We start from the raw sequence: 23,384 nt of genomic DNA on the forward strand, positions 1-23,384 counted from the left end.
ATCATGCTCGGCCCTGGAGGACAAATCTCGTTGAAACGCCGTGGTTTCAGCGCGTGAGCAGGGCGATGCACTCCATGTGATGAGTCATCGGGAAGGCGTCGAAGGCCCGCAGCTCCCGGAGCTCGTACCCCTGCCCCCGGAACAACCCGACATCCCGCGCCAGCGCCGCCGGATCACACGCCACGTGCACCACCCGCGACGGCCCGGCCTCGGCCACCGCCGCCACCACGTCCTTGCCCGCGCCCTTGCGCGGCGGGTCCAGCACCACCACGTCCGGCCGCTCCGCCCGCAGCTCCGCCGACCCCAGCACCCGCTCCACCCGGCCCACCCGCAACCGCACCTGCGGCAGATCCACCAGGTTCGCCGTGCCGTCCACCACCGCCCGCTTCGAGGACTCGATCGCCAGCACCGAGCCCGTCGGCCCGACCTGCCTGGCCAGCACCGCGGCGAACAGCCCGACCCCGCCGTAGAGGTCCCAGGCTGTGCCGCCCACCGGCGCCTGGGCCCACTCCTCGACGACCCCGGCGAAGGTGTCCGCGGCCGCGGGGTGCACCTGCCAGAAGCCGCCGGCGGCCAGGCGCCAGTCGCGGCCGGCGGCGTGTTCGTGGGCCAGGCCGTCGCCGGCCATGATCCGCGGTGGGCGGTCCTTGCGGATCTCGGCCACGTGCACCTGGCCCGCGCCGTCCTTGGCCACCTCCAGCTCGGTGCCCGGTTTCCAGCTGCGGCTGAGCACGCCCTCCAGCGCGCCGGGCGCCGCGATCGGGCAGTCCCGCAGCGGGATCACCCGGTGGCTGCGGTGCGCACGCAGGCCGGCGCGGCCGCCGCTGCCCACCGCGAGGCGGACCCGGGTGCGCCAGTCCAGCATGCCGCCGGGGAGCTCCTCGACGGTGACCTGCCGGTCCAGGCCCGCGATCCGCTTGAGCTGCTCCATCACCACGGTGGCCTTGAGCTCGCGCTGGGCGGCGGGGCTGGCGTGCTGCCAGTCGCAGCCGCCGCACTCGCCGGGCGCGGCCAGCGGGCAGGGCGGGGTGACCCGGTCCGGCGACGGGATGTGCACGGTGACCGCGTCGGCCCGGCAGAACGAGCCGCCGTTGTCCTCGGTGACGTGGACCAGGGCCTTCTCCCCCGGCAGCGCGTGCCGGACGAAGAGCACCCTGCCCTCGTGCCGGGCGACGCAGTGGCCGCCGTGCGCCACCGGGCCGATCTCGACTTCCAGCGTGCGACCGGTCCAGTCCAGGCGGTCCTGACTCACTTCTTGGCTTCCGCCTTCTTCTCGGCCTTCATGCGCCGCTCTTCGGCGGCCTTGCGTGCGGCGTGCACCGGGTCGAAGCCACGGCGGATCGCGCCGGGGGTGACCACCGGCGCCTCCTTGACCCTGCGCTGCGAGGACGCCAGCTGCCAGGGCACCGAGACCACCATGACGCCCGGCTGGAACAGCAGCCTGCCCTTCAGGCGCAGCGCGCTCTGGTTGTGCAGCAGGTGCTCCCACCAGCGGCCCACCACGTACTCCGGGATGAACACGGTCACCACGTCGCGCGGGTTGCTGCTGCGGATCCGCTTCACGTAGTCCAGCACCGGCTTGGTGATCTCGCGGTAGGGCGACTCGACCACCTTCAGCGGCACCGGCAGGTCCTGCCGCTCCCAGTCGGTGACCAGCCGCCGGGTGTCGGTGTCGTCCACGTTCACCGTGACCGCCTCCAGCACGTCCGGCCGGGTGGCCCTGGCGAAGCTGATCGCGCGCATGGTCGGCATGTGCAGCTTGGAGACCAGCACCACCGCGTGGTTGCGCGCGGGCAGGGTGTGCGAGCGGTCGCTCTCGGCCGCCTCCAGCTCCTGCGCCACGTGGTCGTAGTGCCTGCGGATACCGGTCATCAGCGCGAACACCGCGGCCATCGCCGCGATCGCCACCCAGGCGCCGAGGGTGAACTTGGTGATCAGCACCACGATCAGCACCACGCCGGTCATCACCATGCCGAAGCCGCTGATCAGCCGGGACCGCTTGAGCCGGGTGACGATCGCGGTGTCCTGCTCGCCGCGCAGCAGCCGGTTCCAGTGCCGGACCATGCCGGCCTGGCTGAGGGTGAAGGAGACGAACACGCCCACGGTGTAGAGCGGGATCAGCCTGCCCACCTCGGCCTCGTACAGGATGACCAGCAGGATGGCGAACCCGGCGAGGAAGACGATGCCGTTGGAGAAGGCCAGCCGGTCGCCGCGGGTGTGCAGCTGGCGCGGCAGGTAGCGGTCCTGGGCCAGGATCGAGCCGAGCACCGGGAAGCCGTTGAACGCGGTGTTCGCGGCCAGCACCAGGATCAGCGCGGTGACCGCGGCGATGAACACCGCGCCCACCGGGAAGCCGTCGAAGACCGCGTTGGCGATCTGCACCACCATGGTCTTCTGGTGGTAGCCCTCCGGCGCGCCGACCAGCTGCGTCTCCGGGTGCTCGGCGATCTTGACCCCGGTCAGCTGGGCCAGCGTGACCAGGCCCATCAGCATGATCACCGCGATCAGGCCCATCATCAGCAGCGTGGTGGCCGCGTTGCGCGACTTCGGCTTGCGGAAGGCGGGCACCCCGTTGCTGATCGCCTCCACCCCGGTCAGCGCGGCGCAGCCCTGGGTGAACGAGCGCAGCACGATCATGGCCAGCGCCAGGCCCATCAGCTCGTCGTGCTCGGCGTTCAGGGTGAACCCGGCGCTCTCCGCGCGCATCGGCTCGTCCAGCACGAACCCGCGCACAAGACCGAACACGATCATCAGGATCATGCCGATCATGAACGCGTAGGTCGGGATGGCGAAGGCGCTGCCGGACTCCCGGATGCCGCGCAGGTTGACCGCGGTGAGCAGCACGATGGCCACCACCGCGAAGATCACCTTGTGCTCGGCCACGTAGGGGATCAGCGAGCCGATGTTGGCCATCGCCGAGGAGATCGACACCGCCACGGTGAGGATGTAGTCCACCAGCAGCGCGCTGCCCACGGTCAGGCCGCCGTAGCGGCCCAGGTTCGCGTTGGCGATCTCGTAGTCGCCGCCGCCGGAGGGGTAGGCGTGCACGTTCTGCCGGTAGCTGAAGACGACGGTCAGCATGACCACCGCGACCGCGACCCCGATCCACGGCGCGAACACGTAACCCGAGATCCCGGCCACGGAGAGCACCAGGAAGATCTCCTCCGGCGCGTAGGCCACCGAGGAGAGCGCGTCGGAGGCGAACACCGGCAGCGCGATGCGCTTGGGCAGCAGCGTGTGGGAGAGCCGGTCACTGCGGAACGGCCGCCCCACCAGGAGGCGTTTGGCCGCGGTGGCGAACTTGGACACGGAGGGCAGCGTAGAGGGACCGCGTGAACCGGGGCTGGCCAGCCGTCGGTATGTTGGGAATGTCTGGACACAGGTCGCGGCCATCCCCCGAATGGGGGAAGGTTAGGGTGCACGGTTCGTGCTTGGAGGAGGAACTTAGTGCACGTGGTCATCATGGGCTGCGGCCGAGTCGGATCATCGCTGGCCAAGGGCCTGGAACGGCTGGGTCACACGGTCGCGGTCGTGGACAAGAGCGTGCAGTCCTTCCGCAGGCTGGGCGGGGACTTCCACGGTCAGCAGGTGGTCGGCATCGGCTTCGACCGGCAGGTGCTGATCGAGGCGGGCATCGAGCGGGCCGGGGCCTTCGCCGCGGTCTCCAACGGCGACAACTCCAACATCATCTCCGCCAGGGTGGCCAGCGAGACCTTCGGCGTCGAGCACGTGGTCGCCCGGATCTACGACCCCAAGCGGGCCGCGGTGTACGAGCGGCTGGGCATCCCCACCGTGGCCACCGTGCCCTGGACCACCGACCGGTTCCTGCGGATGCTGCTGCCCGACGGGGTGGCCACCGCCTGGCGCGACCCCTCCGGCACGGTGGCGGTCTTCCAGCTGCCGCTGCACGAGGGCTGGGTGGGCAAGGGCGTGCGCGAGGTCGAGGCGGCCGTCGGCGCCAGGGTGGCCTTCGTGATGCGCTTCGGCACCGGCGTGCTGCCGGACCGGGACACCGTGGTGCAGTCCGGTGACCAGATCTACGTGGCCGCGCTGTCCGGCACCGTCACCGACGTGAGCGCCGCGGCGGCGCAGGCTCCCGAGGAGAACAACTGATGCGCGTCGCCATCGCCGGGGCCGGGGCCGTCGGCCGGTCCATCGCCCGCGAGCTGCTGGACTCCAACCACCAGGTGATGCTGATCGAGCGGGACCGCGACCACTTCGACCCGCACGCGGTCGAGCAGGCCGAGTGGGTGCACGCCGACGCCTGCGAGCTGTCCTCCCTGGAGGAGGCCGGCATGGAGCTGTGCGACGTGGTGATCGCCGCGACCGGGGACGACAAGGTCAACCTGGTGGTGGCGCTGCTGGCCAAGACCGAGTTCGCGGTGCGCCGGGTGGTGGCCAGGGTCAACGACCCGCGCAACGAGTGGCTGTTCACCGAGGCGTGGGGGGTGGACGTGGCGGTGTCCACCCCGCGGATGCTGGCCGCCATGGTCGAGGAGGCGGTCACCGTCGGCGACCTGGTCCGGCTGCTGACCTTCCGCCAGGGCCAGGCCAACCTGGTCGAGGTCACCCTGCCCGAGGACACCCCGCTCTCCGGCCGCGCGGTCAAGGCCCTGCGCCTGCCCCGGGACGCCGCCCTGGTGACCATCCTGCGCGGCGGCCGGGTCATCGTGCCGCAGCCCGACGACACCCTGGAAGCGGGCGACGAGCTGCTGTTCGTGGCCACCAGCGACGTGGAGAACGAGGTCCAGCAGGCCCTGCTCAGCTGACCAGGACACAAGAACGGCCCCGGGTGATCTCCCGGGGCCGTTCTTCTTGGTCTGCTCAGGCCGGGCTTGGTTGCGCCGGGGCGTGTTCGTCCTCGATGCGCTTGGCGCGGCGCACGGCCCAGACGGTGACCAGCAGCGCGATCGCGGTCAGCGGGTAGCCCATGGCCAGGCGGGTGATGCCCAGCAGGGTGGTCTGGTCGCCCTCGTAGAGCCAGTTCTGCACCACGAACCGGGCCGCGAACACCAGCGTCCAGAACACGGTGGCCAGGTCGTAGCCGAAGCGGGCCTTGGGGTGCTCGCGCCAGCCGAAGCCGTGGCCGTTGAGCCCGGACCAGATGACGCCCACCAGCGGCCAGCGCACCAGCAGCGAGACCAGGAACAGGCCGCCGAAGATCAGGCTGACCCAGATGCCGTAGAGGAAGAAGCCCTTGGCCTCGCCGACCCGGTAGGCGATGAACGCGGCGATGCCGACGCCCATCACGCCCGAGATCGCGGGCATCATCTTCTCCTTGCGGACCAGGCGCCACACGCCGATCAGCACGGCCACGCCCAGGGCGCTCCAGATGGCGGGCCACATGCTGGTGGCCCAGTTGACGAAGACGAACACCGCGACCGGCACGGAGGCGGAGATGAAGCCGACCAGGCCGCCCATCTGCTCCCACATGGTCGGCATGGGCTCGACGGCGTCCTCGGCGGGTTCGACAGCCGGGGACTCGGTTTTCTCCAGCTCGGCGGACTGACCGGCCTGCGGAGTGGTGGGTTCGCTCATACGCTCACGATCAGGAGGTGGTCTGTAGCTCGTAGTACGGGTTGTAGAGCACTTTACGCCCGTCCCGCACCGCGATCCGCCCCCGCGCCTTGATCGTGCGTCCCGGCTCGATACCGGGGATGCGGCGCCTGCCGAGCCACACCAGGGTGACTCCTTCGGTGCCGTCGTACAGCTCGGCTTCCAGGGTCGCCACCGCGTCGCGCGGGCACAGCTCGACGCTGCGCAGCCGCCCCAGCACGGTGACCTCCTCGCCGGATCGGCAGTCGCACGCCTTCACGGCGCCCTGTGCCTCGGCTTTTCGGGACAGGTCGTCGGCGTCCAGCTCGCTGACGTCACTCGTCAGCCTGCGGACCATTCGCCGCCAGTAGCCCCCGGTGCCACTCATTCCGGCGCTCCCCATACGAAAGGGGCCCTCGGTTGTGGCCCCGTTTATCGCCAGAGTAACCATCTGGGGGTGGTTTTACTCCAGCTGGTTTGACCGGCGGTTTCACCGTTTAGAACGCCCCAGAAGGGGACAAAGTTCCCGGTCTGTCAGGCCTGTTCGGCGGGGGTGTGCTTGGGCACAGCAGGCCAGATCACACCCGGGTCCGGAGCCGAACCCGGGTGCGCTGTTCTCTAGCCCTGTTCCTGGGCGAGGTGCTTGGCGATCGCCTCCGGCAGCTCCACCGGCAGCGGCGTGCGCACCGGCATCGGCTGGTCGCCCCGGACCACCACGGTGCCGCGCACGATCTCGCGCAGCGCCTCACCCGCGGCGGCGGACTGCTCGGCGGAGGAGGCGGCCACCGCGCGCAGCATCCAGCGCGGCCCGTCCACCCCGACGAAGCGCAGCGACATCTCCGGCGAGGAGGCCACCAGCTCGGTGCCCCAGTCGCCGCCCTCCAGCACCACCCTGGCGCCGTCGCCGCGCAGCTGCTCGGCCAGCTCCTTGCTGACCTCCTGCCACAACCCACCCGATCGGGGGGCGGCGAAGGCGCTCACGGTGAGCCTGGCCACCGGGGTCACCAGGTGCACGGCCTGCACCGCGCCCTCCGGCGCCACCTCGACCTGGAGCTGGGTGCCGTCGGGCACCGGCACCCGGACCGAGCCCAGGTCGAGCCGGGACACCTGGTCGGCGGGCGCTTCCTTCTCGTCGTAGGGCCCGTCGAAGCCGTCCTCGGCAGGCAGGTCGTCGTGCTCGCCGCCCTGCCCCGCGCCGAGGGCGTGCCCCTGCTCGCCTGCCGCCTTGCGCCGCTTGCCGCGACGCCCGAACCCGAACATCCCCTCAGACCTCCGTCACTTCAGGCGAGCCGCCGTTGTGCCCGGCTCGCTGACCGGCCAGTACCGCGGCTCCCCCGGTCGACCCGTAGCCACCCGCGCCGCGCACGGACTCCGGCAGCTCGCCGACCTCGCGGAACTCGGCCTGTTCCACCCGCTGGATGACCAGCTGGGCGATCCGGTCGCCGCGGTGCAGCGTGATCGGCTCGCGCAGGTCGTGGTTGACCAGGCAGATCTTGATCTCGCCCCGGTACCCGGCGTCGATGGTGCCAGGTGTGTTGACCACGCTGAGCCCCGCTCTGGCCGCCAGCCCCGACCTCGGGTGCACAAAGGCGGCGAACCCGATGGGCAGGGCGATCGCGATCCCGGTGCCGACCACCGCGCGCTCCCCCGGTGGCAGCACCAGGTCGCTGGTGGTCACCAGATCGGCGCCCGCGTCGCCGGGGCGGGCGTAGGAAGGGACGGGCACATCCGGATCGAGCCGGGTCAGGAGCACCTCAACGCTGGGCACGGCGGGCGACATTACCCTGGTGCCCGTGAGCAGGAACGCGCGCGCGGTCGATACGACCGGGGATGTCCTCTTCAGTGAGCGGCTCTACGTCCCGTGGTGGGGCTGGCCGCTGCCGCTGGCCGGTGCGGTGCTGCTGGCCGCGGAGATCCACATGGGGTACCCGGGAGTGCGCTCGTGGTTGCCCTACCTGCTGCTGGTGCCGCTGGTCGTGGTGACCATGCTGTGGCTGGGCAGGCAGCAGGTGCAGGTCAAGGGCGGCGAGCTGTGGGTGGGCGAGGCGCACCTGCCGCTGGAGTTCGTCGGCAGGGTCACCGCCCTGGATGTCAACGAGAAGCGCCCGGCGATGGGCCGGGACCTGGACCCGGCCGCGTTCGTGGCGCACCGGGGCTGGGTCGGGCCCGCCGTGCTGGTCGAGCTGACCGACCCGGAGGACCCCACGCCGTACTGGCTGTTCAGCACCAGGCGGGCCGAGCAGCTCGCGGAGCTGCTGCGCGCCGAGGCGGCCAAGCGCGCCAGTTAGCCCTCCCGGTCAGAACCCTTGGTCAGGACACCAGCCGTCCCCGGACTGGTGCCTGACCTCGTTGGCCGTGGAAGCCTTGCTCAGTCGCAATCGCGGCAGATGTACTGCCCGTCCTTCTCCCGGGACAGCCTGCTGCGGTGGTGCAGCAGGAAGCAGCGAGAGCAGGTGAACTCGTCGTCCTGCTTCGGGAGCACCTTGACGGTCAGCTCCTCGCCGGACAGGTCGGCCCCGGGCAGCTCGAAGTTCTCGTCCGGCGCGTCGATGTCGACGTCGACCACCCCGGACTGCGTCTCGTTGCGCCGCGCCTTCAGCTCTTCAAGCGAGTCCTCGGCGAGTTCGTCGGTCTCGCCACGGCGCGGTGCGTCGTAGTCGGTCGCCATCGTGTAGTCACCCCTGCGTTTTACTCAAGATGGTGGTTCGTGCCGCTGGTTAACGTTCCAGCGCACCGATTTGTGCCCGCCGTCCCCAGTGACGGCCGTCTCTTCTCGAGAACCCGGCGCCCCTGGCGAAGTCGATCAGGTAAATCGGCTTACCGGCGGGCCGGAGCGCCGAGAGGGTAGCCCATCGCGGTCCGGTGCGTTCACTGGGTCACCCGGAAGCGCGGTGGATGTGGTCAGTAGCACCCCATCGGCCGACAAAGGAAGACGAATCTGGTCACGCATGCTGAGCCGTTACCGCCTAGGCTGATCGTCGACGTGTGTACAGGCGATGGCGGACAACGCCGGGGAGGGCGGAGGACGTGGCTGCGGGGAGCGTGAGGCAGGGCCTCGGACGTTATCGGAGGCGACGCCCGCTGCCGGCGCTGGTCATCCTGGTCCTGCTCGGCGTGATAGCGACTTTTGTGTGGAGCAAGGTCTTCGGCAACGTGGGCGACGCCGAGGCCGCGGTCCGCTGCGACCCACCGCCCGCGGTGGAGGCCGGCAAGAAGCCGTACGAGGGCGTGGGCCAGCCCAGGGACGCGCTGGACAAGACCGACCCGTGGCCGGCCTCGGACATCAAGCTCCGCGTGCTCAACGGCGGTGGCCTGCGCGGACAGGGCAAGCTGGTCAACGAGGAACTGATGGGCTTCGGCTTCAACAAAGCGGGCGAGCCCAGCGACGACCCGGTCTACGACAGCAAGCTCACTTGCCACGGCCAACTCCGCTACGGCCCCAACGGCGCAGGCGCGGCCCGCACCCTGAGCCTGCTGGCCCCGTGCGTGCAGCTGGTCAGGGACGAGCGCCAGGACTCCACTGTGGACGTCGTGCTGGGCAAGAAGTTCGACGGCATCAAGCCCTCCTCCAGCACCCGCCAACTCCTGGAAAAGCTCAAGGAGTGGGCCGACCAGCAACCAGAACGAGGCGGCCAGCAAGCCGCTCCCCCACCGCCGCAACTCGACGCCGAACTGCTGGCGGCGGCCCGCAACGTGCACTGCTAGGCCGGGACTCGCGCCCGGCGCATTACCGCTCGACTGACGCCCGTCCGGGGATTCTCCGGGCGGGCGTCGGGGTGTGAGTGGTCTGCCACTCATGCTTGGCTGGGTGGGGTCGTTCGGGGTGGCGGAATGGTCGGGGGGCGGGAGTTGCGGGAGACCGCAGTCGCCGGGCGCGTCAGTCAGCGGAGGCGGCAGTTCTCGGAGGCGACAGTTCTCGGCGACAGCAGTTCCAGCAGGCGGCAGTGTTTGAAGGCGGCAGTGCTCGAACGCGGCAGTGCTCGCAGGCGGCGTACTCGAACGCGGCAGTCACAACCATCGGCAGTTGCCTGGCATTGCAGCCCCCGGCGTCACAGCAGCTTGGCCCGCGGTCAATGACATCGCGGCCACCTGACACCGCAGTCGCCAGTGCCATCGCCGACGGCGCATCCGCCGCACCTCGCAACGAATGAGTGGTCAACCACTCACAGCTTGCCGCGCTCGACTTGATCCTTGCCCATGCGATCACCACTACCCACCCCACCCCACCCCGCGCCGCGCGCGCCGCGTGCCGCGTGCCGCGTGCCGCTACAGCCACTTCCCGCATCGGAGTGAGTGGTCGACCAATCACTCCAGGGAACTCGAGCTTCACCAATTCGGGCCTCCGTACCGCTTAGGCTTCCGCACCGTTCAGGACCGCGCATCGTTCAGGACCGCACGCGATTCAGGACCGCGTAGTTCAGGGCCGCACGCAGCCCGGGCTGCACGATTCAGGGCCGCACGGTTCGGGACTGCGGGCGGTCCGGGACTGCGGGCGGTCCGGGACTGCGGGCGGTCCGGGACTGCGGGCAGTTCGGGGCTGCCTGCGGTTCGGGGCCACCTGCGATTCGGGCCGCCTGCGGTTTCCGGGCCGCTCGACTCAGGGCTCCGCGTCTGCCACCACCGTCCGGCCACTCAGCCGTTCGACCCGCCGCAGCGCCACCAGTAAGTGGTCAACCAATCACTCTCCCGCAAGTCGCAGCAGAACCTGCGATGACTGAGTGGCCTACCACTCACAACCTGACAGCCCGAGTCAGCCGACAGTGAGTGGTTGGCCAATCACACCTCTGACGCCCCGGACCGCCGCAGCAGTTCTGTCAGTTCTGCCGCCACCCCGGGCGCAACAGCAAGCGTGATGTCCGCACCCAGGCCGTCCGGATTCGCCGCACGCGGATCCGCCCCACGTCGGTCCGACCCCCGCGGATCCGCTCCAGCCGGATCCGACCCAACCCGATCTGGCCCAACCCGATCTGGCCCAACCGCATCCGGCCCAACCGGATCCGACCCAGTCCGACCGGCCTCAACCCGATTCGCCCCAGCCGAGCTCACCCCATACCCGCTCGGCCGCCGCACCACCGCCCCAGCCTCCTCGGCGATCAACCCACCGCCCGCCCAGTCCCAATGCCCAAGCCCATGCTCGAAATACGCGTCCACCCACCCCGCCGCCACCGAGCACAAATCAATCGCCGCCGACCCGCTCCGCCGCAGATCCCGCACCTCCCGAGCCAGCCGGGCAGCCAAATCGGCCTGCCGGGATCGCCGCTCCACCTGGTACGCGAACCCGGTCGCGAGCAGTGTCAGCGACAGCTCCGTCGTGGCCGAGGCGCGCAGTGGCTCGCCGTCCAGGGTGGCGCCCTGGCCGCGGGCGGCGCTCCATACCCGGCCCGCGGCGGGTTCGACCACGGCGGCGGCCACTGCCAGGCCGTCGACCTCGGCGGCGACCGAGACCGCGTACTGGGGCAGGCCGTAGAGGTAGTTCACCGTGCCGTCGATGGGGTCGACCACCCAGCGCACCCTGGCGCCTGCCGCGTCGTCGCCGGCTTCCTCGCCCAGGACCCCGTCCTCGGGACGCAGTTTCGCCAGGCGGGACCGGATCAGTTCCTCTGCCGCCCGGTCTGCGGCGGTGACCACGTCGGTGGCCGTGCTCTTGGTGTCCACCGCGCCCGAGAACCGGCGCTGACCACCTCTCATGGCCGCGACCAGCTCCCCGGCCTCGCTCGCCACCTCGATCGCCACGGTGCGCAAACGGGACACGTCCACCAACGTCGGTACCTCATCAGCCAGACCCACGGGACCATACGACCACATCAACGTTATGGTCTGCGCACCACGTTTCTGAATCGAACAGGAAGGACCACGGGGATGAGCGCTACCCGAGGGTTCGGAGTCGATATCGGCGGCTCCGGCATCAAGGGCTGTGTCGTGGACCTCGAAACCGGTGTGCTCGAGGGCGAGCGGCTACGCATCCCCACCCCGCAGCCGTCGACGCCGGAGGCGGTCGCCGACGTGGTCGCGGAGATCGTCGGGAAGTTCGGCTGGGAGGGGCCGGTCGGTGTCACCCTGCCCTGTGTGGTCAAGCGGGGTGTCGCGCACAGCGCGGCCAACGTCGACCCCGGCTGGATCGGCACGGACGCGGCCGCCCTGTTCGCCTCCAAGCTGGGCCGCTCCACCGCCGAGGTGGTCGTGCTCAACGACGCCGACGCGGCCGGGCTGGCCGAGATGCGTTTCGGCGCGGGCGCGGGCAAGGACGGCACGGTGGTCCTGCTGACCTTCGGCACCGGTATCGGCAGCGCGGTGTTCCTGGACGGCAAGCTGGTCCCGAACACCGAGTTCGGCCACCTCGAGGTCGACGGGCACGACGCGGAGAAGCAGGCCGCGGCCTCGGTCAAGGAGGACCTGGACCTGTCCTGGGAGGAGTGGGCGCCCAGGGTGACCCGGTACCTGCGGGTGCTGGAGGACCTGGTGTGGCCGGACCTGGTGATCGCGGGCGGCGGGGTCAGCAAGAAGGCGCACAAGTGGCTGCCGCTGCTGGAGGCGCGCACCGAGGTGGTCGCGGCGACGCTGAAGAACGACGCCGGAATCGTGGGCGCGGCCAGCGCCGCGGCCCGGCTGCACGGCTGATTTCCCGGTCCCGGCCCGCAACGGCCGGACCGCTGTCGTCGTTACAATGGTGGGCGCCCGCGGCACTCTGCGCCGTGGGCACTCCCCCGAACACTTCCGGCGGCCTAGGTTCGCGCCCTTGGTCTGCCAGTGAACGAACCCCGCGAAAGGGCGTACGTGGCCACCGCAGACACCGCTACCCGGCCTTCCCCCGCACTCGAGGCCGACGAGCAGGCGACTACCCCGGCCCGCAAGGCCCCGGCGAAGGCGGCGGCCAAGACCGCCGCCAAGAAGCCCGCGGCCCGGACCACCAAGGCCGCGGGCAAGACCGCGGCCAAGGCCCCGGCGAAGAAGACCGCCGCGAAGGCCGGCAGCGGAGCCAAGGCGGTGGCCACCAAGGCCGCCGACGGCGACGAGCCGGTGCTGGAGGACATCGAGGAAGAGATCGACCTGGAGGCCGACCTCGTCGTCGACGAGCCGGAGCCGGTGGCGGAGGAGCCGCAGAAGTCGGGTGACTTCGTCTGGGACGAGGAGGAGTCCGAGGCGCTGCGGCAGGCCCGCAAGGACGCCGAGCTGACCGCTTCGGCCGACTCGGTCCGCGCCTACCTCAAGCAGATCGGCAAGGTCGCCCTGCTCAATGCCGAAGAGGAAGTGGCCCTGGCCAAGCGCATCGAAGCCGGGCTCTACGCCGCCGAGCGCTACCGCCAGATCGAGGAGGAGGGCGAGCAGCTCTCCACCCAGATGCGCCGCGACCTGCGCTGGATCATCCGGGACGGCGAGCGCGCCAAGAACCACCTGCTGGAGGCCAACCTCCGCCTGGTGGTCAGCCTCGCCAAGCGCTACACCGGTCGCGGTATGGCGTTCCTGGACCTGATCCAGGAGGGCAACCTGGGCCTGATCCGCGCGGTGGAGAAGTTCGACTACACCAAGGGTTACAAGTTCTCCACCTATGCCACGTGGTGGATCCGGCAGGCCATCACCCGTGCCATGGCCGACCAGGCCCGCACCATCCGCATCCCGGTGCACATGGTGGAAGTGATCAACAAGCTCGGTCGCATACAGCGTGAGCTGCTCCAGGACCTCGGCCGCGAGCCCACCCCCGAAGAGCTCGCCAAGGAAATGGACATCACGCCCGAGAAGGTCCTGGAGATCCAGCAGTACGCCCGCGAGCCCATCTCGCTGGATCAGACCATCGGCGATGAGGGCGACTCCCAGCTCGGGGACTTCATCGAGGACTCCGAAGCCGTCGTGGCCGTGGACGCGGTGTCGTTCACGCTGCTGCAGGACCAGCTCCAGTCGGTGCTGGCCACCCTCTCCGAACGCGAGGCCGGGGTGGTGCGGCTGCGGTTCGGGCTCACCGACGGCCAGCCGCGGACGCTGGATGAGATCGGTCAGGTCTACGGCGTGACCCGGGAGCGGATCCGCCAGATCGAGTCCAAGACCATGTCCAAGCTCCGGCACCCCTCGCGGTCCCAGGTGCTGCGCGACTACCTGGACTGAGTCCCGGCACAAGCAAGGAGGCCGCCGATCCCGCCCCACGGGATCGGCGGCCTTCGCCGTGCCGGTCTCAGTTCCCGGTTGCTCAGTCCTTGAACGAGCCGTCGGCACGGCGGCGGTGGTTGGCCAGGATGTGGCCGCACTGCGGGCAGTGGCGGCGCAGGAAGTGCTTGAGCAGGTAGAGCAGGCCGAGGGTGAGCAGGTAGGCGGCGGTGATGAACAGCCGCTTCACCAGCCAGACCAGGCCAGGATCGGTGCAGGTGCGGCAGTCACGGCAGGACACGGGCGCTCCTCGGCGGGGCTGGGTTGTTGCTTCCAGGCTGCCGATCGGCGGGCTCGGGTGGCTCGGGAGCGGGACCCGAGGCGTCCCGGATTTGTCCCCTAGGGAATGACTTGGGCGAACGGCGGAAGCCGTACCCCCACTCGGCGGTGCACGAGTGGTGACCGCTACCGTACTCCGCGTGACGAAGCGGAAGACTCAGACTCGGCGGAGTGACCGCCCCCTCGGTAGTTCGGTGTGGCTCCGGCCCGCGCGCCCCGGTGAGGGCCGCCAGGTCGAGCAGCTTCTGGTCTCGGACCCGGTCACCGGGAAGGCGCTGCGGGCCTCGGTGGACGCCGACCGCGCGGACGGCACCGACGGCTCGCACGGGCTGGTGCTGGTGGCGGCCGACCGGCGGCACGAGGAGAAGCTGGTCGGGGTGGCCGCGGCGGGGGTGCCGCGCGCGCTGATCGGCGGGCTGGGGCTGCCCGCGGAGGCCAACCGGCTGCTGGTGCGCTCGATCATCGCGGTGAACGGGGTCTCGGTGCTGCCGGAGACCGTGCAGCACGGGCTGGTCGGGCGGCTGCTCACCGGGATGGCCAAGCACTACCGGACCGCCGGGTTCCAGTGGGTGTTCGGGCAGTGCCGGATGGGCAACGACGCCTGGCTGACCCACCTGCGCGGGCTCGGTTTCACCGTGGGCGCGGCGGGGGTGGACATCCGGCTGAACTCGGCGCTGTGGCCGCACAACTCGACCATCCGCACCCAGTCCGACCTGCACGCCTTCTACCAGCCGCTGACCGAGGAGCCCTCGGTGCGGATGGCCATGATGCCGGTGCCCAACGGCATCGCGCGCCAGCCCGTCGCGGTCTGAGCGGCTCGCAGCCGCCCCTTCAGGGCAGGAAGCGGGTCAGGGCATCGGCGAGCTCCGCCGGGGCCTCCTCGCTCATGTGGTGGCCGCAGTCGATGCCGTGGCCGAGCACGTCCAGCGCCCACTCGCGCCAGACGCCGAGCACGTCGCCGTTGTAGAGCTCGGGCAGGTTGTCCCGCTCCGCCCACAGCACCAGGGTCGGCGCGGTGATCCGGCGGCCGGCCGCTCGGTCGGCCTCGTCGTGCGCGCGGTCGATGCCAAGGCCGGCCCGGTAGTCCTCGCACATCGCGTGCACGGTCGCCGGGTCGTGGATGGCGCGCTGGTAGTCCGGCCAGGCCTCGCCGAGCTGGTCCCGGCCGTGCGCCGGGCCGTAGCGGTCGCCGTACCAGGCGTCCGGGTCGGCGTTGATCACCCGTTCCGGCAGCTCCGGCTGGGCCAGGAAGAACCAGTGCCACCAGGCCGCGGCGAACCGGGCGTCACAGCGGGCCAGCGCCGCGCCGATCGGCACCACGTCCAGCACCGCCAGCGCGGAGACCGCTTCCGGGTGGTCCAGGGCCAGCCTGGTGGCCACGTACGCGCCCCGGTCGTGCCCGGCCACGGCGAAGCGGTCGTGGCCGAGCAGGCGCATCAGGCCCACCTGGTCCAGGGCCTGGGCGCGCTTGCTGTACGGCTCGTGGTCCGGGGTGCTGAGCGGTTTGTCCGACTCGCCGTAGCCGCGCAGGTCCGGGCAGACCACGGTGAACCGCTCGGCCAGCAGCGGCGCGACCCGGTACCAGGTGGCGTGCGTCCGGGGATGGCCGTGCAGCAACAACAACGGCGGGCCCGAACCGCCGTGCCGGACCCGCAACGACACGCCGCCGACCTGGAGCCGCTCCAACTCGAAACCCTCGAACATGCCGCGCACATACCCGAGAGGAATACAACAAAACAGACACACGACGGACTTCGAACCGCATCAGGGCAGGCGTCGCCCACTGGTTGCCCTAGCGCTGACCAGCACCGTTACCCACAGCGACGAGCACACCACCGCAGTTTCACAAGGTCAGCCCTAGCCTGGGCGCGAGTTGTCCCGATGTCACGGTTATTGAGGACGAACGGCGGCAACTTGATAAGGCATCTGGATGTCGATGAGCGATCTTCACAACGGGCCATGGACACTCGTAGTGTTCAACCCTGCGACAACCGGGTAGTTCGGACGTGACCGGCATCGCCACGAGGCCGGGAACACTGACGAACCGCCGGACGTCTGCATAGAGTGGAACCAGCGCGACACCGCGGCAGCAGCCACCGCCTCGGAGTTTCGCTGGCAACAACGGGCACCGGATGAGCCGGTGCCGGGACGGAGGGAGATTCACATGCCTGGAACACTCACCCGCCCCGAGCTGACCGCTGCCGACCGTTGCGACCGTTGCGGGGCCGCTGCTCGAGTTCGTGCCGTTCTGCAGTCCGGGGGCGAGCTCCTGTTCTGCGGTCACCACGCCAGGGAACACGAGACGAAGCTGAAGGAGCTGGCGGCGAACATCCAGGAAGGATGATCGGCGCACAGTCCCTGATCCGACGAGCCCCACGGGCGGAGATCCTTTGACCGGGATCTCCGCCCGTGACACATCTCGGAACTTTTTCAGCTCTCAGCGAACACGCAACGGGCCAACGGCGGCCGACAGCAGGGTTGCCGATGAACGAGCAGGTGTTGACGGACGGCGGTGCGCGGGACTGGCACCGGATCAGCGGAGGCCGCTGGTTCAGCCGTTGGCGAACACCTGCTCGAAGGCCAGTTCGGCCGCGCCGACGAGTGCGGCGTCCGCGCCCAGCGTGGACGTCACCATGCGCAGTCGTCCCGCGGCCCGTCCGACCAGGCTGCGCCGGGACACCGTCTCGGCCACCTCGGTCACCAGCACGGGCGGCAGCGCGGCCAGCAGTCCACCCAGCACCACCAGCTCGGGCGCGACCACGTTCACCACGTTGGTCAGACCAAGGGTGAGCCAGCCGGCGAACCCCTCGAGCCGGTGCCTGGCGTCCTCGGACCGCTCGGCCAGTGAGGCCAGCTCCGCCACGATCTCCGCGCGCGCGGCGCCCGCGGAGAGGTTCAGCGCGCGGCACAGCGCGTCCTCGCCGATCTCGGTCTCCCAGCAGCCCCGGCAGCCGCAGTAGCAGGACCGGCCCTGCGGGTTGACCACCATGTGCCCCAGCTCGCCGACGTAGCCGCCGGTGCCGCGCAGCGGCGCGCCGCCGACGATCACCCCGCCGCCGACGCCGACCTCCGCGGACAGGAACACCATGTCCGCGGCGCCCCTGGCCGCGCCGCGCACGTGCTCGGCCAGCCCGCCCAGATCGGCGTCGTTGCCCACCTGGACCGGCAGCCGCAGCTCGGCGGAGAGCATCCGGCCGAAGGGCACCGCGCTCCAATGCAGGTTGGGCGCCTCGTGCACCAGGCCGTCCGAGCGGCGCACCACGCCCGGCACGGAGACCCCGATGCGCACCGGCGGCCTGCCCAGCTCGGCGGCCAGCTCCCGGCAGGCCGCGGCCACCCTGGCCAGCACCTTCTCCGGCGTGCCGCTGCCCCTGGCCTGGGCCCAGTGCCTGCCGCCGAGCACGGTGCCGCCGATGCCGACCGCGGCCACCGTGACCTGCTCCACGCCCACGTCCACCGCGAGCACCGGCACCGCCCGCGCCTGCGGCAGCACCAGCAGCGAGGGCCTGCCCGCGCCCTGGCGCTGGGTGGGCACCTGCTCGGTGACCAGGCCGAGCGCGGTCAGCTCGTCCACCAGCGCCTTGATCGTGCTGCGGTTGAGCCCGAGCTCGGTGGCCAGTTCGGCGCGGGTGCTCGGGCCGTCCACGTGCAGCCTGCGGAGCAGCGCGGCCCGGTTGTGCCTGCGGACCTCGTCCGGTCTGGTGCCCGCGGTGGGCGCGCTGCTCAACGTCACTCCCCTGCTCGACGCACGCGGGGGACGTCATCGGCCCCCGCCGAACCCGGTCCGATCAGCGTCGGCTCAGCGCACGCCCGCGGGCGCCCGCCGCCGGGACAGCGCGTCCACGCTGGCCGCCAGCAGCAGCACCAGACCGGTGACGATCGAGACCACCGCGGCGGGCTCGCCGAGCAGCCGCAGACCGTTCTCGATGGTCGCGATCACCGCGCCACCCACGACCGCGTCGCGCACCCGGCCCTTGCCACCGAACAGCGAGGTGCCGCCGATGACCGCGGCGCCGACCGCGAACAGCAGGGTGTTGCCGCCACCGGCCTGCGGGTCGACCGAGCCGACCTTCGACGAGTAGATGATCGCACCGATCGCCGCGATGGTGGAGGCGATCACGAACACCGACATCCGCACCTTCCGCACGTCGATGCCGGCCCGGCGGGCGGCCTCGGCGTTGCCGCCGACGGCGTAGACGTGCCTGCCGTAGCGAGTGCGGTCGAGCACAAAAGTTCCCAGGACCAGCAGGAACAACACGATCGGGACCACGTAGGGCACGCCGGAGATGGTGATCGAGTCGTTCAGGCTGCGGTTGAGGGTGAGCAGGTAGGTGCCGATCGCGCCGAAGACGACCACCGCGCCGACCTTGACCAGCACCAGCGAGGTGGGCTGGGCCACCAGCTTGCGCTTGAGCCTGCCGAAGTGCCTGGTCAGCACGACCGCGGCGTAACCACCGGCGACCAGCACCAGCAGCAGCCAGCTCAGGCCGGTGGACAGGTTGCCGTTGGCCACCTCGAACAGCACGCCGTCGCCGACGCCGAGGGTGCCGCCCTCGCCGATGTACTGCAGCACCACGCCCTGCCAGGCCAGGAACAGCGCCAGGGTCACCACGAAGGACGGGATGCCCACCCTGGCGACCAGGAAGCCGGTGAGGCAGCCGATCGCGGTGCCGAAGCAGATCGCGAGCAGGATCTCCACCCACGGGTTGGCCGGCACGCCGATGATCATGATCCCGGCGGCCAGCACCGCGGGGACCGCGGCCACCCACAGCCTGGTCAGCACCGCCATCACCGCGGCCAGCAGCAGCCCGGCGATGGTGATCAGGAAGACCGCCAGGCCCATCTTGCCGAGCAGGTTGCCGCCGGTGGACAGGTGCAGCGCGAAGATCGCCGCGGTGACCCCGGAGGCGGTGCCAGCGGAGAGGTCGATCTCGCCGAGCAGCAGCACGAACACCAGGCCCATGCCGATGACCACGGTGCCCGCGCCCTGGGCGAGCAGGTTGGAAAGGTTCCCCAGCGTCAGGAAGTCACTGGACTGGGTGGCGAAGAAGATGAAGAGCACGGCGAGGCCGCCGAGTGCGGGCAGCACGCCGAGCTGGCCCCCGCGCAGCCGGGCGCCGTAGTCGCCGACGGCCTGGCCGAAGCTGCGCTGGGTGTTGTCGATGCCGAAGTCGGCGACGGCGGTCGAGGTCGAGCCTGGCTCGGCCTGGGTCTCGGTCATCCGGAGTTCCTTGCAGATCAAAAGGTGCGCGGGAAGGAGTCGGTGGCGGATCGCTAGATCGTGGCGGCTTCCGGCTTGGCGATGCCGAGGTCGCCGGTGCGACCGGAGGTGATCAGCTCCACGGCCTGGGCGTGGGTGAGGCTCTTGGTCGGCACCTGCGCGGCCAGCCTGCCCAGGTAGAGCGCGGCCACGGTGTCGGAGACCTCGAACACGTCGTTCATGTTGTGGCTGATCAGCACCACGCCGAGCCCGTTGTCGGCGAGCCTGCGCACCAGGTCCAGGACCTGGCGGGTCTGGGCGACGCCGAGCGCGGCGGTCGGCTCGTCGAGCAGCACCACCTTGCTGTCCCACAGCACGGACTTGGCGATCGCCACCGTCTGCCGCTGGCCGCCGGAGAGCGAGGCCACCGGGGTGCGCACCGACTTCACCGTGCGCACGGACAGGTCGGCGAGCACCTTGCGGGCCGCCTGCTCCATGGCCGCGTCGTCCAGGGTGAGCCCGTTGGTCTTCTCCCGGCCGAGGAACATGTTGTCCACGATGTCGAGGTTGTCGCACAGCGCGAGGTCCTGGTACACGACCTCGATGCCCAGCGCGGCGGCGTCCCTCGGGCTGCCGATGGTCACCGGCTCGCCGTTGAACAGGATCTCGCCTGACTCGGTCGGGTGGATCCCCGCGATGCACTTGACCAGCGTGGACTTGCCCGCGCCGTTGTCGCCGACCAGCGCGGTGACCTCGCCGGCCTTGACCGCCAGGTCCACGTCGTGCAGCACGTGCACCGGGCCGAAGCTCTTGTTCACGCCACGCAGTTCGAGAATGTTGCTCACTGCTGGAACTCCAGATTTCGAGAATGTGCCTGGAAGACATGAGCCGACGGCAGGGCGGGTCGGGGGCGCCGCCCTGCCGTGGCGTTCAAGCAATCGGATCTCTCCGACTGAGTCTCATGGTCGGCTCAGCCGACGGTGATTCCCGCTTCCTTGCACTTCGCGACCAGGTCGTCCTTGCAGAACTCGGACGCCTTGACGAAGCCGGAGTCCACCACGACCTTGACGTTGGCCTTGGTGATGGTCTGCGCGGACAGCAGCACCGACTTCACGTCGCGCTTGCCCTCCGGGTCCTTCTCCACGCCCGTGGCCAGGGCGTCGGCGGAGGCCTTGTCGTTCTTGGCCAGCGCGATCGCGATCTTGGCCGCGTTGGTGGCCTCCTCGGCGATCGGCTTGAACACGGTCATGCACTGGTCGCCGCGCAGGATGTTGGCCAGCGCGGCCGGGTCGGCGTCCTGGCCGGTGACCGGCACCTTGCCGTTGAGGCCGTTCTTCTTCAGCACGGTGATCACCGCGGAGGCCAGGCCGTCGTTGGCGGCGAGCACGCCGTCAACCTTGCCGCCGTTGCGGGTCAGCTCCTGCTCGAAGATGGTGTTGCCCAGCTGGTTGTCCCACTTCTGGACCCACTGGTCGCCGCCGAGCTTGGCCTTGCCGGACTCATACGCCGGCTTGAGCACCTTCTCCGCGCCGTTCTTGAACAGCGTGGCGTTGTAGTCCTCGGGACCGCCGTTGATCTGCACGATGGTCGGGTTCGGCTTGTCCTTGAGGCAGTCCAGCAGGCCCTGCCCCTGCAGCTCGCCGACCTTGGTGTTGTCGAAGGAGACGTAGTAGTCCGCGGACCCGTTCAGGGTGAGCCGGTCGTAGTCGATGGTCGGGATGCCGGCGGCCTTGGCCTTCTTCTGCACCGCGGCGCCGCCCTCGTTGCTCAGGCGGGCGATCATCAGGACCTTCACGCCCTGGCTGATGAACGAGTCGGCGATGGTGGAGAACTTGCCGGGGTCGTTCTCGGCGTTCTGGATCAGCGGGGTGACCCCCGCCTCCTTGAGGGCCTTCTCCAGCAGGGGCCGGTCGAAGCCCTCCCACCGGGCCGAGGACTTGGTGTCGGGGAGGATCACTCCGACCTTGGGGCCGCTGCCTTCGGACCCACTCGCGCCGGTGGTGCTACCGCCACCACCGGCACTGTTCGCGCCACACGCCGAGAGCGCCAGGGCAAGCCCCGAGCCGACGGCGATCAGGCCAAGCGTCTTGCTCCGCATCCGCCCGTTCCTCCTACTGCCGTGGCCGTGACACTCCGCGACGAGCGTCACAGCCCGGAAATGTTGTGGGTCACAACGTATGCCCCGGATAGGCGAGACGGAAGGCTTCTGAATCCTTACAGAAGGCCAGAAGAGACACGATGGTGGCACGGCGAGGTAACCGCCCCGTAACCCTGGTGAGAGCGCATTCACACAGCTAGCAGGCCCTCGCGCCGCGTGTTGGCCGATACTGGACAACGTGTTGGCCGCACTGGTGCCTCCGGTTGGCCGCAGGGATAGCCCGGATGGTGGATCGACGGGTCTGGCGGCTTAGGCCGGGCATGTCAGGAACGGACAAGAGGCGTCCTGGAACGGCCACCGAACCGGGCCGACAGCGGGCCACAGCTCCGCGCGGGGTCACCAGGTGCGCAGGGTGACGATCCGTTCTTCGAGCTCTTCGATGCTGGCCATGGGGGTGGGCGGGCCACCGCACTGGCGGCGCAGCTCGTTGTGGATCACGCCGTGCGGCTTGCCTGTCCGGTGGTGGATCATCGCGACCAGGGTGTTCAGCTCTTTGCGCAGGCTGTGGATGCGTTCGGCGACCGAGACCGAGCGCGGCGGCGGGGGTGCGGCCACCGGCTGGCTGTTCTTGCGCTTGGTCGCGTTGGCCAGCTGCTGCTCCTGGCGCTGGCGGAGCAGGGTGCGCACCTGGTCGGGTTCGAGCAGGCCGGGCAGGCCGAGGTAGTCCTGCTCCTCCTCGGTGCCCGCCATCGCGGCGGTGCCGAAGGACGAGCCGTCGTAGATCACCTGGTCCAGCTCAGCGGAGGCGCCCAGCGAGGTGAAGGCCTTCTCGTCCTCGCCCAGCTCGTCCTGCTGCTGGTTGGCCTGCTGGAGCAGCTCGTCGTCCCAGCCGTCCTTCTCCCGGTGCGGCTTGCCCAGCACGTGGTCGCGCTGCGCCTCCAGCTCGCTGGCCAGGCCGAGCAGCACCGGCACGCTGGGCAGGAACACGCTCGCGGTCTCCCCCGGCCGCCGCGCCCGCACGAACCGGCCGATGGCCTGGGCGAAGAACAGCGGGGTGGAGTGGCTGGTGGCGTAGACGCCCACGGCCAGCCGGGGCACGTCCACGCCCTCGGAGACCATCCGCACCGCGACCAGCCAGCGGTCCTGCGACTCGGAGAACTCGCTGATCCGGCCGGAGGCCTTGGGGTCGTCGGAGAGCACCAGGGTCGGCTCCTGGCCGGTGACCTGGGTCAGGATGTTCGCGTACGCCTTGGCCGTGACGTGGTCGGTGGCGATGACCAGGCCACCGGCGTCGGGCACCACGGTGCGCTTCTGGGTGAGCCGGATGTCGGCGGCCTTGAGCACCGCGGGCATCCACTCGCCGTTGGGGTCCAGCGCGGTGCGCCAGGCCCGCGCGGTCTGCTCCTGGGTCAGCGGCTCGCCGAGCCGGGCGCTGAACTCCTCGCCCGCGTTGTTCCGCCAGCTCGCCTCGCCCGAGTAGGCCAGGAAGATCACCGGCCGGACCACGCCGTCGCGCAGCGCGTCGGCGTAGCCGTAGGAGTGGTCGGCCTTGCTGCGCTGCAGGCCCTCGCCATCCCGTTCGTAGGTGATGAACGGGATCGGCGAGTCGTCGCTGCGGAACGGCGTACCGGTCAGCGACAGCCGCCGCACCGCCGGGGTGAAGGCCTCGCGGACCGCGTCGCCCCAGGACTTGGCGTCGCCGCCGTGGTGGATCTCGTCCAGGATGACCAGCGTCTTGCGATTCTCCGTGCGCACCCGGTGCAGCGTGGGGTGCGCGGCGATCTGGGCGTAGGTGACCGCGACACCCCGGTAGTCCCGCGAGGTGACGCCGGTGGTGTTGCGGAAGTTCGGGTCGATCGGGATGCCGACCTCGTTGGCCGCGGCCGCCCACTGGTGCTTGAGGTGCTCGGTGGGCGTGACGATGGTGACCGCCTCGACGGTGCGGTCGGCCAGCAGCTCCAGCGCCACCCGCAGCCCGAAGGTGGTCTTGCCCGCGCCGGGGGTCGCCACGGCCAGGAAGTCCTGCGGTTTCGCGGTCAGGTACTTGGTCAGCGCGCGCCGCTGCCAGGCCCGGAGCGGACGGGTGGCTACCGGCGGCGCAGCCTCCAGTTGCTCTGTCACAGCCCGCGCGCTCCC

23 protein-coding genes are annotated in these 23,384 nt (G+C 70.5%); 8 read left to right on the forward strand and 15 right to left on the reverse strand.

The genetic code is table 11. From position 1 onward, the window contains the following. Positions 1–46: 46 nt before the first annotated feature. Together M8C13_RS04005 and M8C13_RS04010 are read right to left on the reverse strand one after the other, a co-directional pair. Entirely contained in the window at positions 47–1,252 is a 1,206-nt protein-coding gene (locus M8C13_RS04005; protein WP_252479073.1) for a class I SAM-dependent RNA methyltransferase, read from the reverse strand. Next, positions 1,249–3,309 (reverse strand): APC family permease, encoded by a 2,061-nt coding sequence (locus M8C13_RS04010; RefSeq protein WP_252479074.1) that lies wholly within the window; start codon positions 3,307–3,309, stop codon positions 1,249–1,251. Before M8C13_RS04010 ends, M8C13_RS04005 begins: the two co-directional genes overlap by 4 nt. A gap of 138 nt (positions 3,310–3,447) precedes the next feature. Here M8C13_RS04010 and M8C13_RS04015 point away from each other — a divergent pair, with 138 nt between their 5' ends. Further along, the gene (locus M8C13_RS04015) at positions 3,448–4,113 is read left to right on the forward strand and encodes an NAD-binding protein (protein ID WP_252479075.1); all 666 of its coding nucleotides are present in this window, start codon (positions 3,448–3,450) and stop codon (positions 4,111–4,113) included. Continuing rightward, positions 4,113–4,769, forward strand: a complete 657-nt coding sequence (locus tag M8C13_RS04020; protein ID WP_252479076.1) for a TrkA family potassium uptake protein — start codon at positions 4,113–4,115, stop codon at positions 4,767–4,769. The genes M8C13_RS04015 and M8C13_RS04020 overlap by 1 nt, the downstream gene beginning before the upstream one ends. A gap of 55 nt (positions 4,770–4,824) precedes the next feature. Here the strand turns inward: M8C13_RS04020 and M8C13_RS04025 are convergent, their stop codons facing one another. From M8C13_RS04025 to dut, 4 genes are all read right to left on the reverse strand, one after another. After that, a complete protein-coding gene (locus tag M8C13_RS04025; protein WP_252479077.1) occupies positions 4,825–5,538 on the reverse strand; it encodes a DUF3159 domain-containing protein in 714 nt (237 codons plus the stop codon). A gap of 10 nt (positions 5,539–5,548) precedes the next feature. Next, positions 5,549–5,923 carry an OB-fold nucleic acid binding domain-containing protein gene (locus M8C13_RS04030; RefSeq protein WP_252479078.1) on the reverse strand — a complete coding sequence of 125 codons (375 nt, stop codon included), beginning with the start codon at positions 5,921–5,923 and terminating at the stop codon, positions 5,549–5,551. A 230-nt stretch (positions 5,924–6,153) separates the two neighbouring features. Further along, complete coding sequence (locus M8C13_RS04035; RefSeq protein WP_252479079.1) at positions 6,154–6,795, reverse strand: DUF3710 domain-containing protein; 642 nt, start codon at positions 6,793–6,795, stop codon at positions 6,154–6,156. Positions 6,796–6,799: 4 nt separating this feature from the next. After that, positions 6,800–7,303 (reverse strand): dUTP diphosphatase, encoded by a 504-nt coding sequence (dut, locus tag M8C13_RS04040; RefSeq protein ID WP_252479080.1) that lies wholly within the window; start codon positions 7,301–7,303, stop codon positions 6,800–6,802. Between the two features lie 25 nt (positions 7,304–7,328). Here dut and M8C13_RS04045 point away from each other — a divergent pair, with 25 nt between their 5' ends. Further along, the gene (locus tag M8C13_RS04045) at positions 7,329–7,823 is read left to right on the forward strand and encodes a DUF3093 domain-containing protein (RefSeq protein WP_252479081.1); all 495 of its coding nucleotides are present in this window, start codon (positions 7,329–7,331) and stop codon (positions 7,821–7,823) included. Between the two features lie 80 nt (positions 7,824–7,903). Here the strand turns inward: M8C13_RS04045 and M8C13_RS04050 are convergent, their stop codons facing one another. Next, a complete protein-coding gene (locus tag M8C13_RS04050) occupies positions 7,904–8,203 on the reverse strand; it encodes a DUF4193 domain-containing protein (protein ID WP_252479082.1) in 300 nt (99 codons plus the stop codon). Between the two features lie 374 nt (positions 8,204–8,577). Between M8C13_RS04050 and cei the strand changes: the two genes are divergently transcribed. After that, positions 8,578–9,240: an envelope integrity protein Cei gene (cei, locus tag M8C13_RS04055; RefSeq protein ID WP_252479083.1), complete on the forward strand. Its 663-nt coding sequence runs from the start codon at positions 8,578–8,580 to the stop codon at positions 9,238–9,240. A gap of 1,071 nt (positions 9,241–10,311) precedes the next feature. Here cei and M8C13_RS04060 read toward each other — a convergent pair. Further along, entirely contained in the window at positions 10,312–11,292 is a 981-nt protein-coding gene (locus M8C13_RS04060) for an inositol monophosphatase family protein (RefSeq protein WP_374213023.1), read from the reverse strand. A 102-nt stretch (positions 11,293–11,394) separates the two neighbouring features. Here M8C13_RS04060 and ppgK point away from each other — a divergent pair, with 102 nt between their 5' ends. Together ppgK and M8C13_RS04070 are read left to right on the forward strand one after the other, a co-directional pair. Continuing rightward, positions 11,395–12,153 (forward strand): polyphosphate--glucose phosphotransferase, encoded by a 759-nt coding sequence (gene ppgK, locus M8C13_RS04065; protein ID WP_252479084.1) that lies wholly within the window; start codon positions 11,395–11,397, stop codon positions 12,151–12,153. A 156-nt stretch (positions 12,154–12,309) separates the two neighbouring features. Further along, complete coding sequence (locus tag M8C13_RS04070) at positions 12,310–13,632, forward strand: RNA polymerase sigma factor (protein WP_252479085.1); 1,323 nt, start codon at positions 12,310–12,312, stop codon at positions 13,630–13,632. A gap of 82 nt (positions 13,633–13,714) precedes the next feature. Here the strand turns inward: M8C13_RS04070 and M8C13_RS04075 are convergent, their stop codons facing one another. Further along, complete coding sequence (locus tag M8C13_RS04075) at positions 13,715–13,912, reverse strand: hypothetical protein (RefSeq protein ID WP_252479086.1); 198 nt, start codon at positions 13,910–13,912, stop codon at positions 13,715–13,717. 232 nt (positions 13,913–14,144) lie between these two features. Here M8C13_RS04075 and M8C13_RS04080 point away from each other — a divergent pair, with 232 nt between their 5' ends. Next, on the forward strand, positions 14,145–14,762 hold the full coding sequence (locus tag M8C13_RS04080; RefSeq protein WP_252479087.1) for a hypothetical protein: 618 nt from the start codon (positions 14,145–14,147) through the stop codon (positions 14,760–14,762). Between the two features lie 19 nt (positions 14,763–14,781). Here the strand turns inward: M8C13_RS04080 and M8C13_RS04085 are convergent, their stop codons facing one another. Then, positions 14,782–15,654, reverse strand: coding sequence for an alpha/beta fold hydrolase (locus M8C13_RS04085; RefSeq protein WP_252479088.1), 873 nt, complete (start codon positions 15,652–15,654; stop codon positions 14,782–14,784). Between the two features lie 460 nt (positions 15,655–16,114). Here M8C13_RS04085 and M8C13_RS04090 point away from each other — a divergent pair, with 460 nt between their 5' ends. Continuing rightward, complete coding sequence (locus tag M8C13_RS04090) at positions 16,115–16,294, forward strand: hypothetical protein (RefSeq protein ID WP_246492521.1); 180 nt, start codon at positions 16,115–16,117, stop codon at positions 16,292–16,294. 207 nt (positions 16,295–16,501) lie between these two features. On the opposite strand, the gene M8C13_RS04095 is transcribed toward M8C13_RS04090, so the two are convergent. The 5 genes from M8C13_RS04095 to M8C13_RS04115 form a co-directional block, all read right to left on the reverse strand. Then, entirely contained in the window at positions 16,502–17,677 is a 1,176-nt protein-coding gene (locus tag M8C13_RS04095) for an ROK family transcriptional regulator (RefSeq protein WP_252479089.1), read from the reverse strand. Between the two features lie 72 nt (positions 17,678–17,749). After that, positions 17,750–19,171 carry a sugar ABC transporter permease gene (locus M8C13_RS04100; protein ID WP_252479090.1) on the reverse strand — a complete coding sequence of 474 codons (1,422 nt, stop codon included), beginning with the start codon at positions 19,169–19,171 and terminating at the stop codon, positions 17,750–17,752. Positions 19,172–19,224: 53 nt separating this feature from the next. Then, entirely contained in the window at positions 19,225–19,995 is a 771-nt protein-coding gene (locus M8C13_RS04105; RefSeq protein WP_252479091.1) for an ATP-binding cassette domain-containing protein, read from the reverse strand. A gap of 125 nt (positions 19,996–20,120) precedes the next feature. After that, positions 20,121–21,248: a sugar ABC transporter substrate-binding protein gene (locus M8C13_RS04110; protein WP_252479092.1), complete on the reverse strand. Its 1,128-nt coding sequence runs from the start codon at positions 21,246–21,248 to the stop codon at positions 20,121–20,123. A gap of 396 nt (positions 21,249–21,644) precedes the next feature. Then, complete coding sequence (locus tag M8C13_RS04115) at positions 21,645–23,369, reverse strand: DEAD/DEAH box helicase (protein WP_252479093.1); 1,725 nt, start codon at positions 23,367–23,369, stop codon at positions 21,645–21,647. Positions 23,370–23,384: the final 15 nt, after the last annotated feature.

It is taken from the genome of Crossiella sp. SN42 (assembly GCF_023897065.1).
Classification (GTDB): Bacteria; Actinomycetota; Actinomycetes; order Mycobacteriales; family Pseudonocardiaceae; genus Crossiella.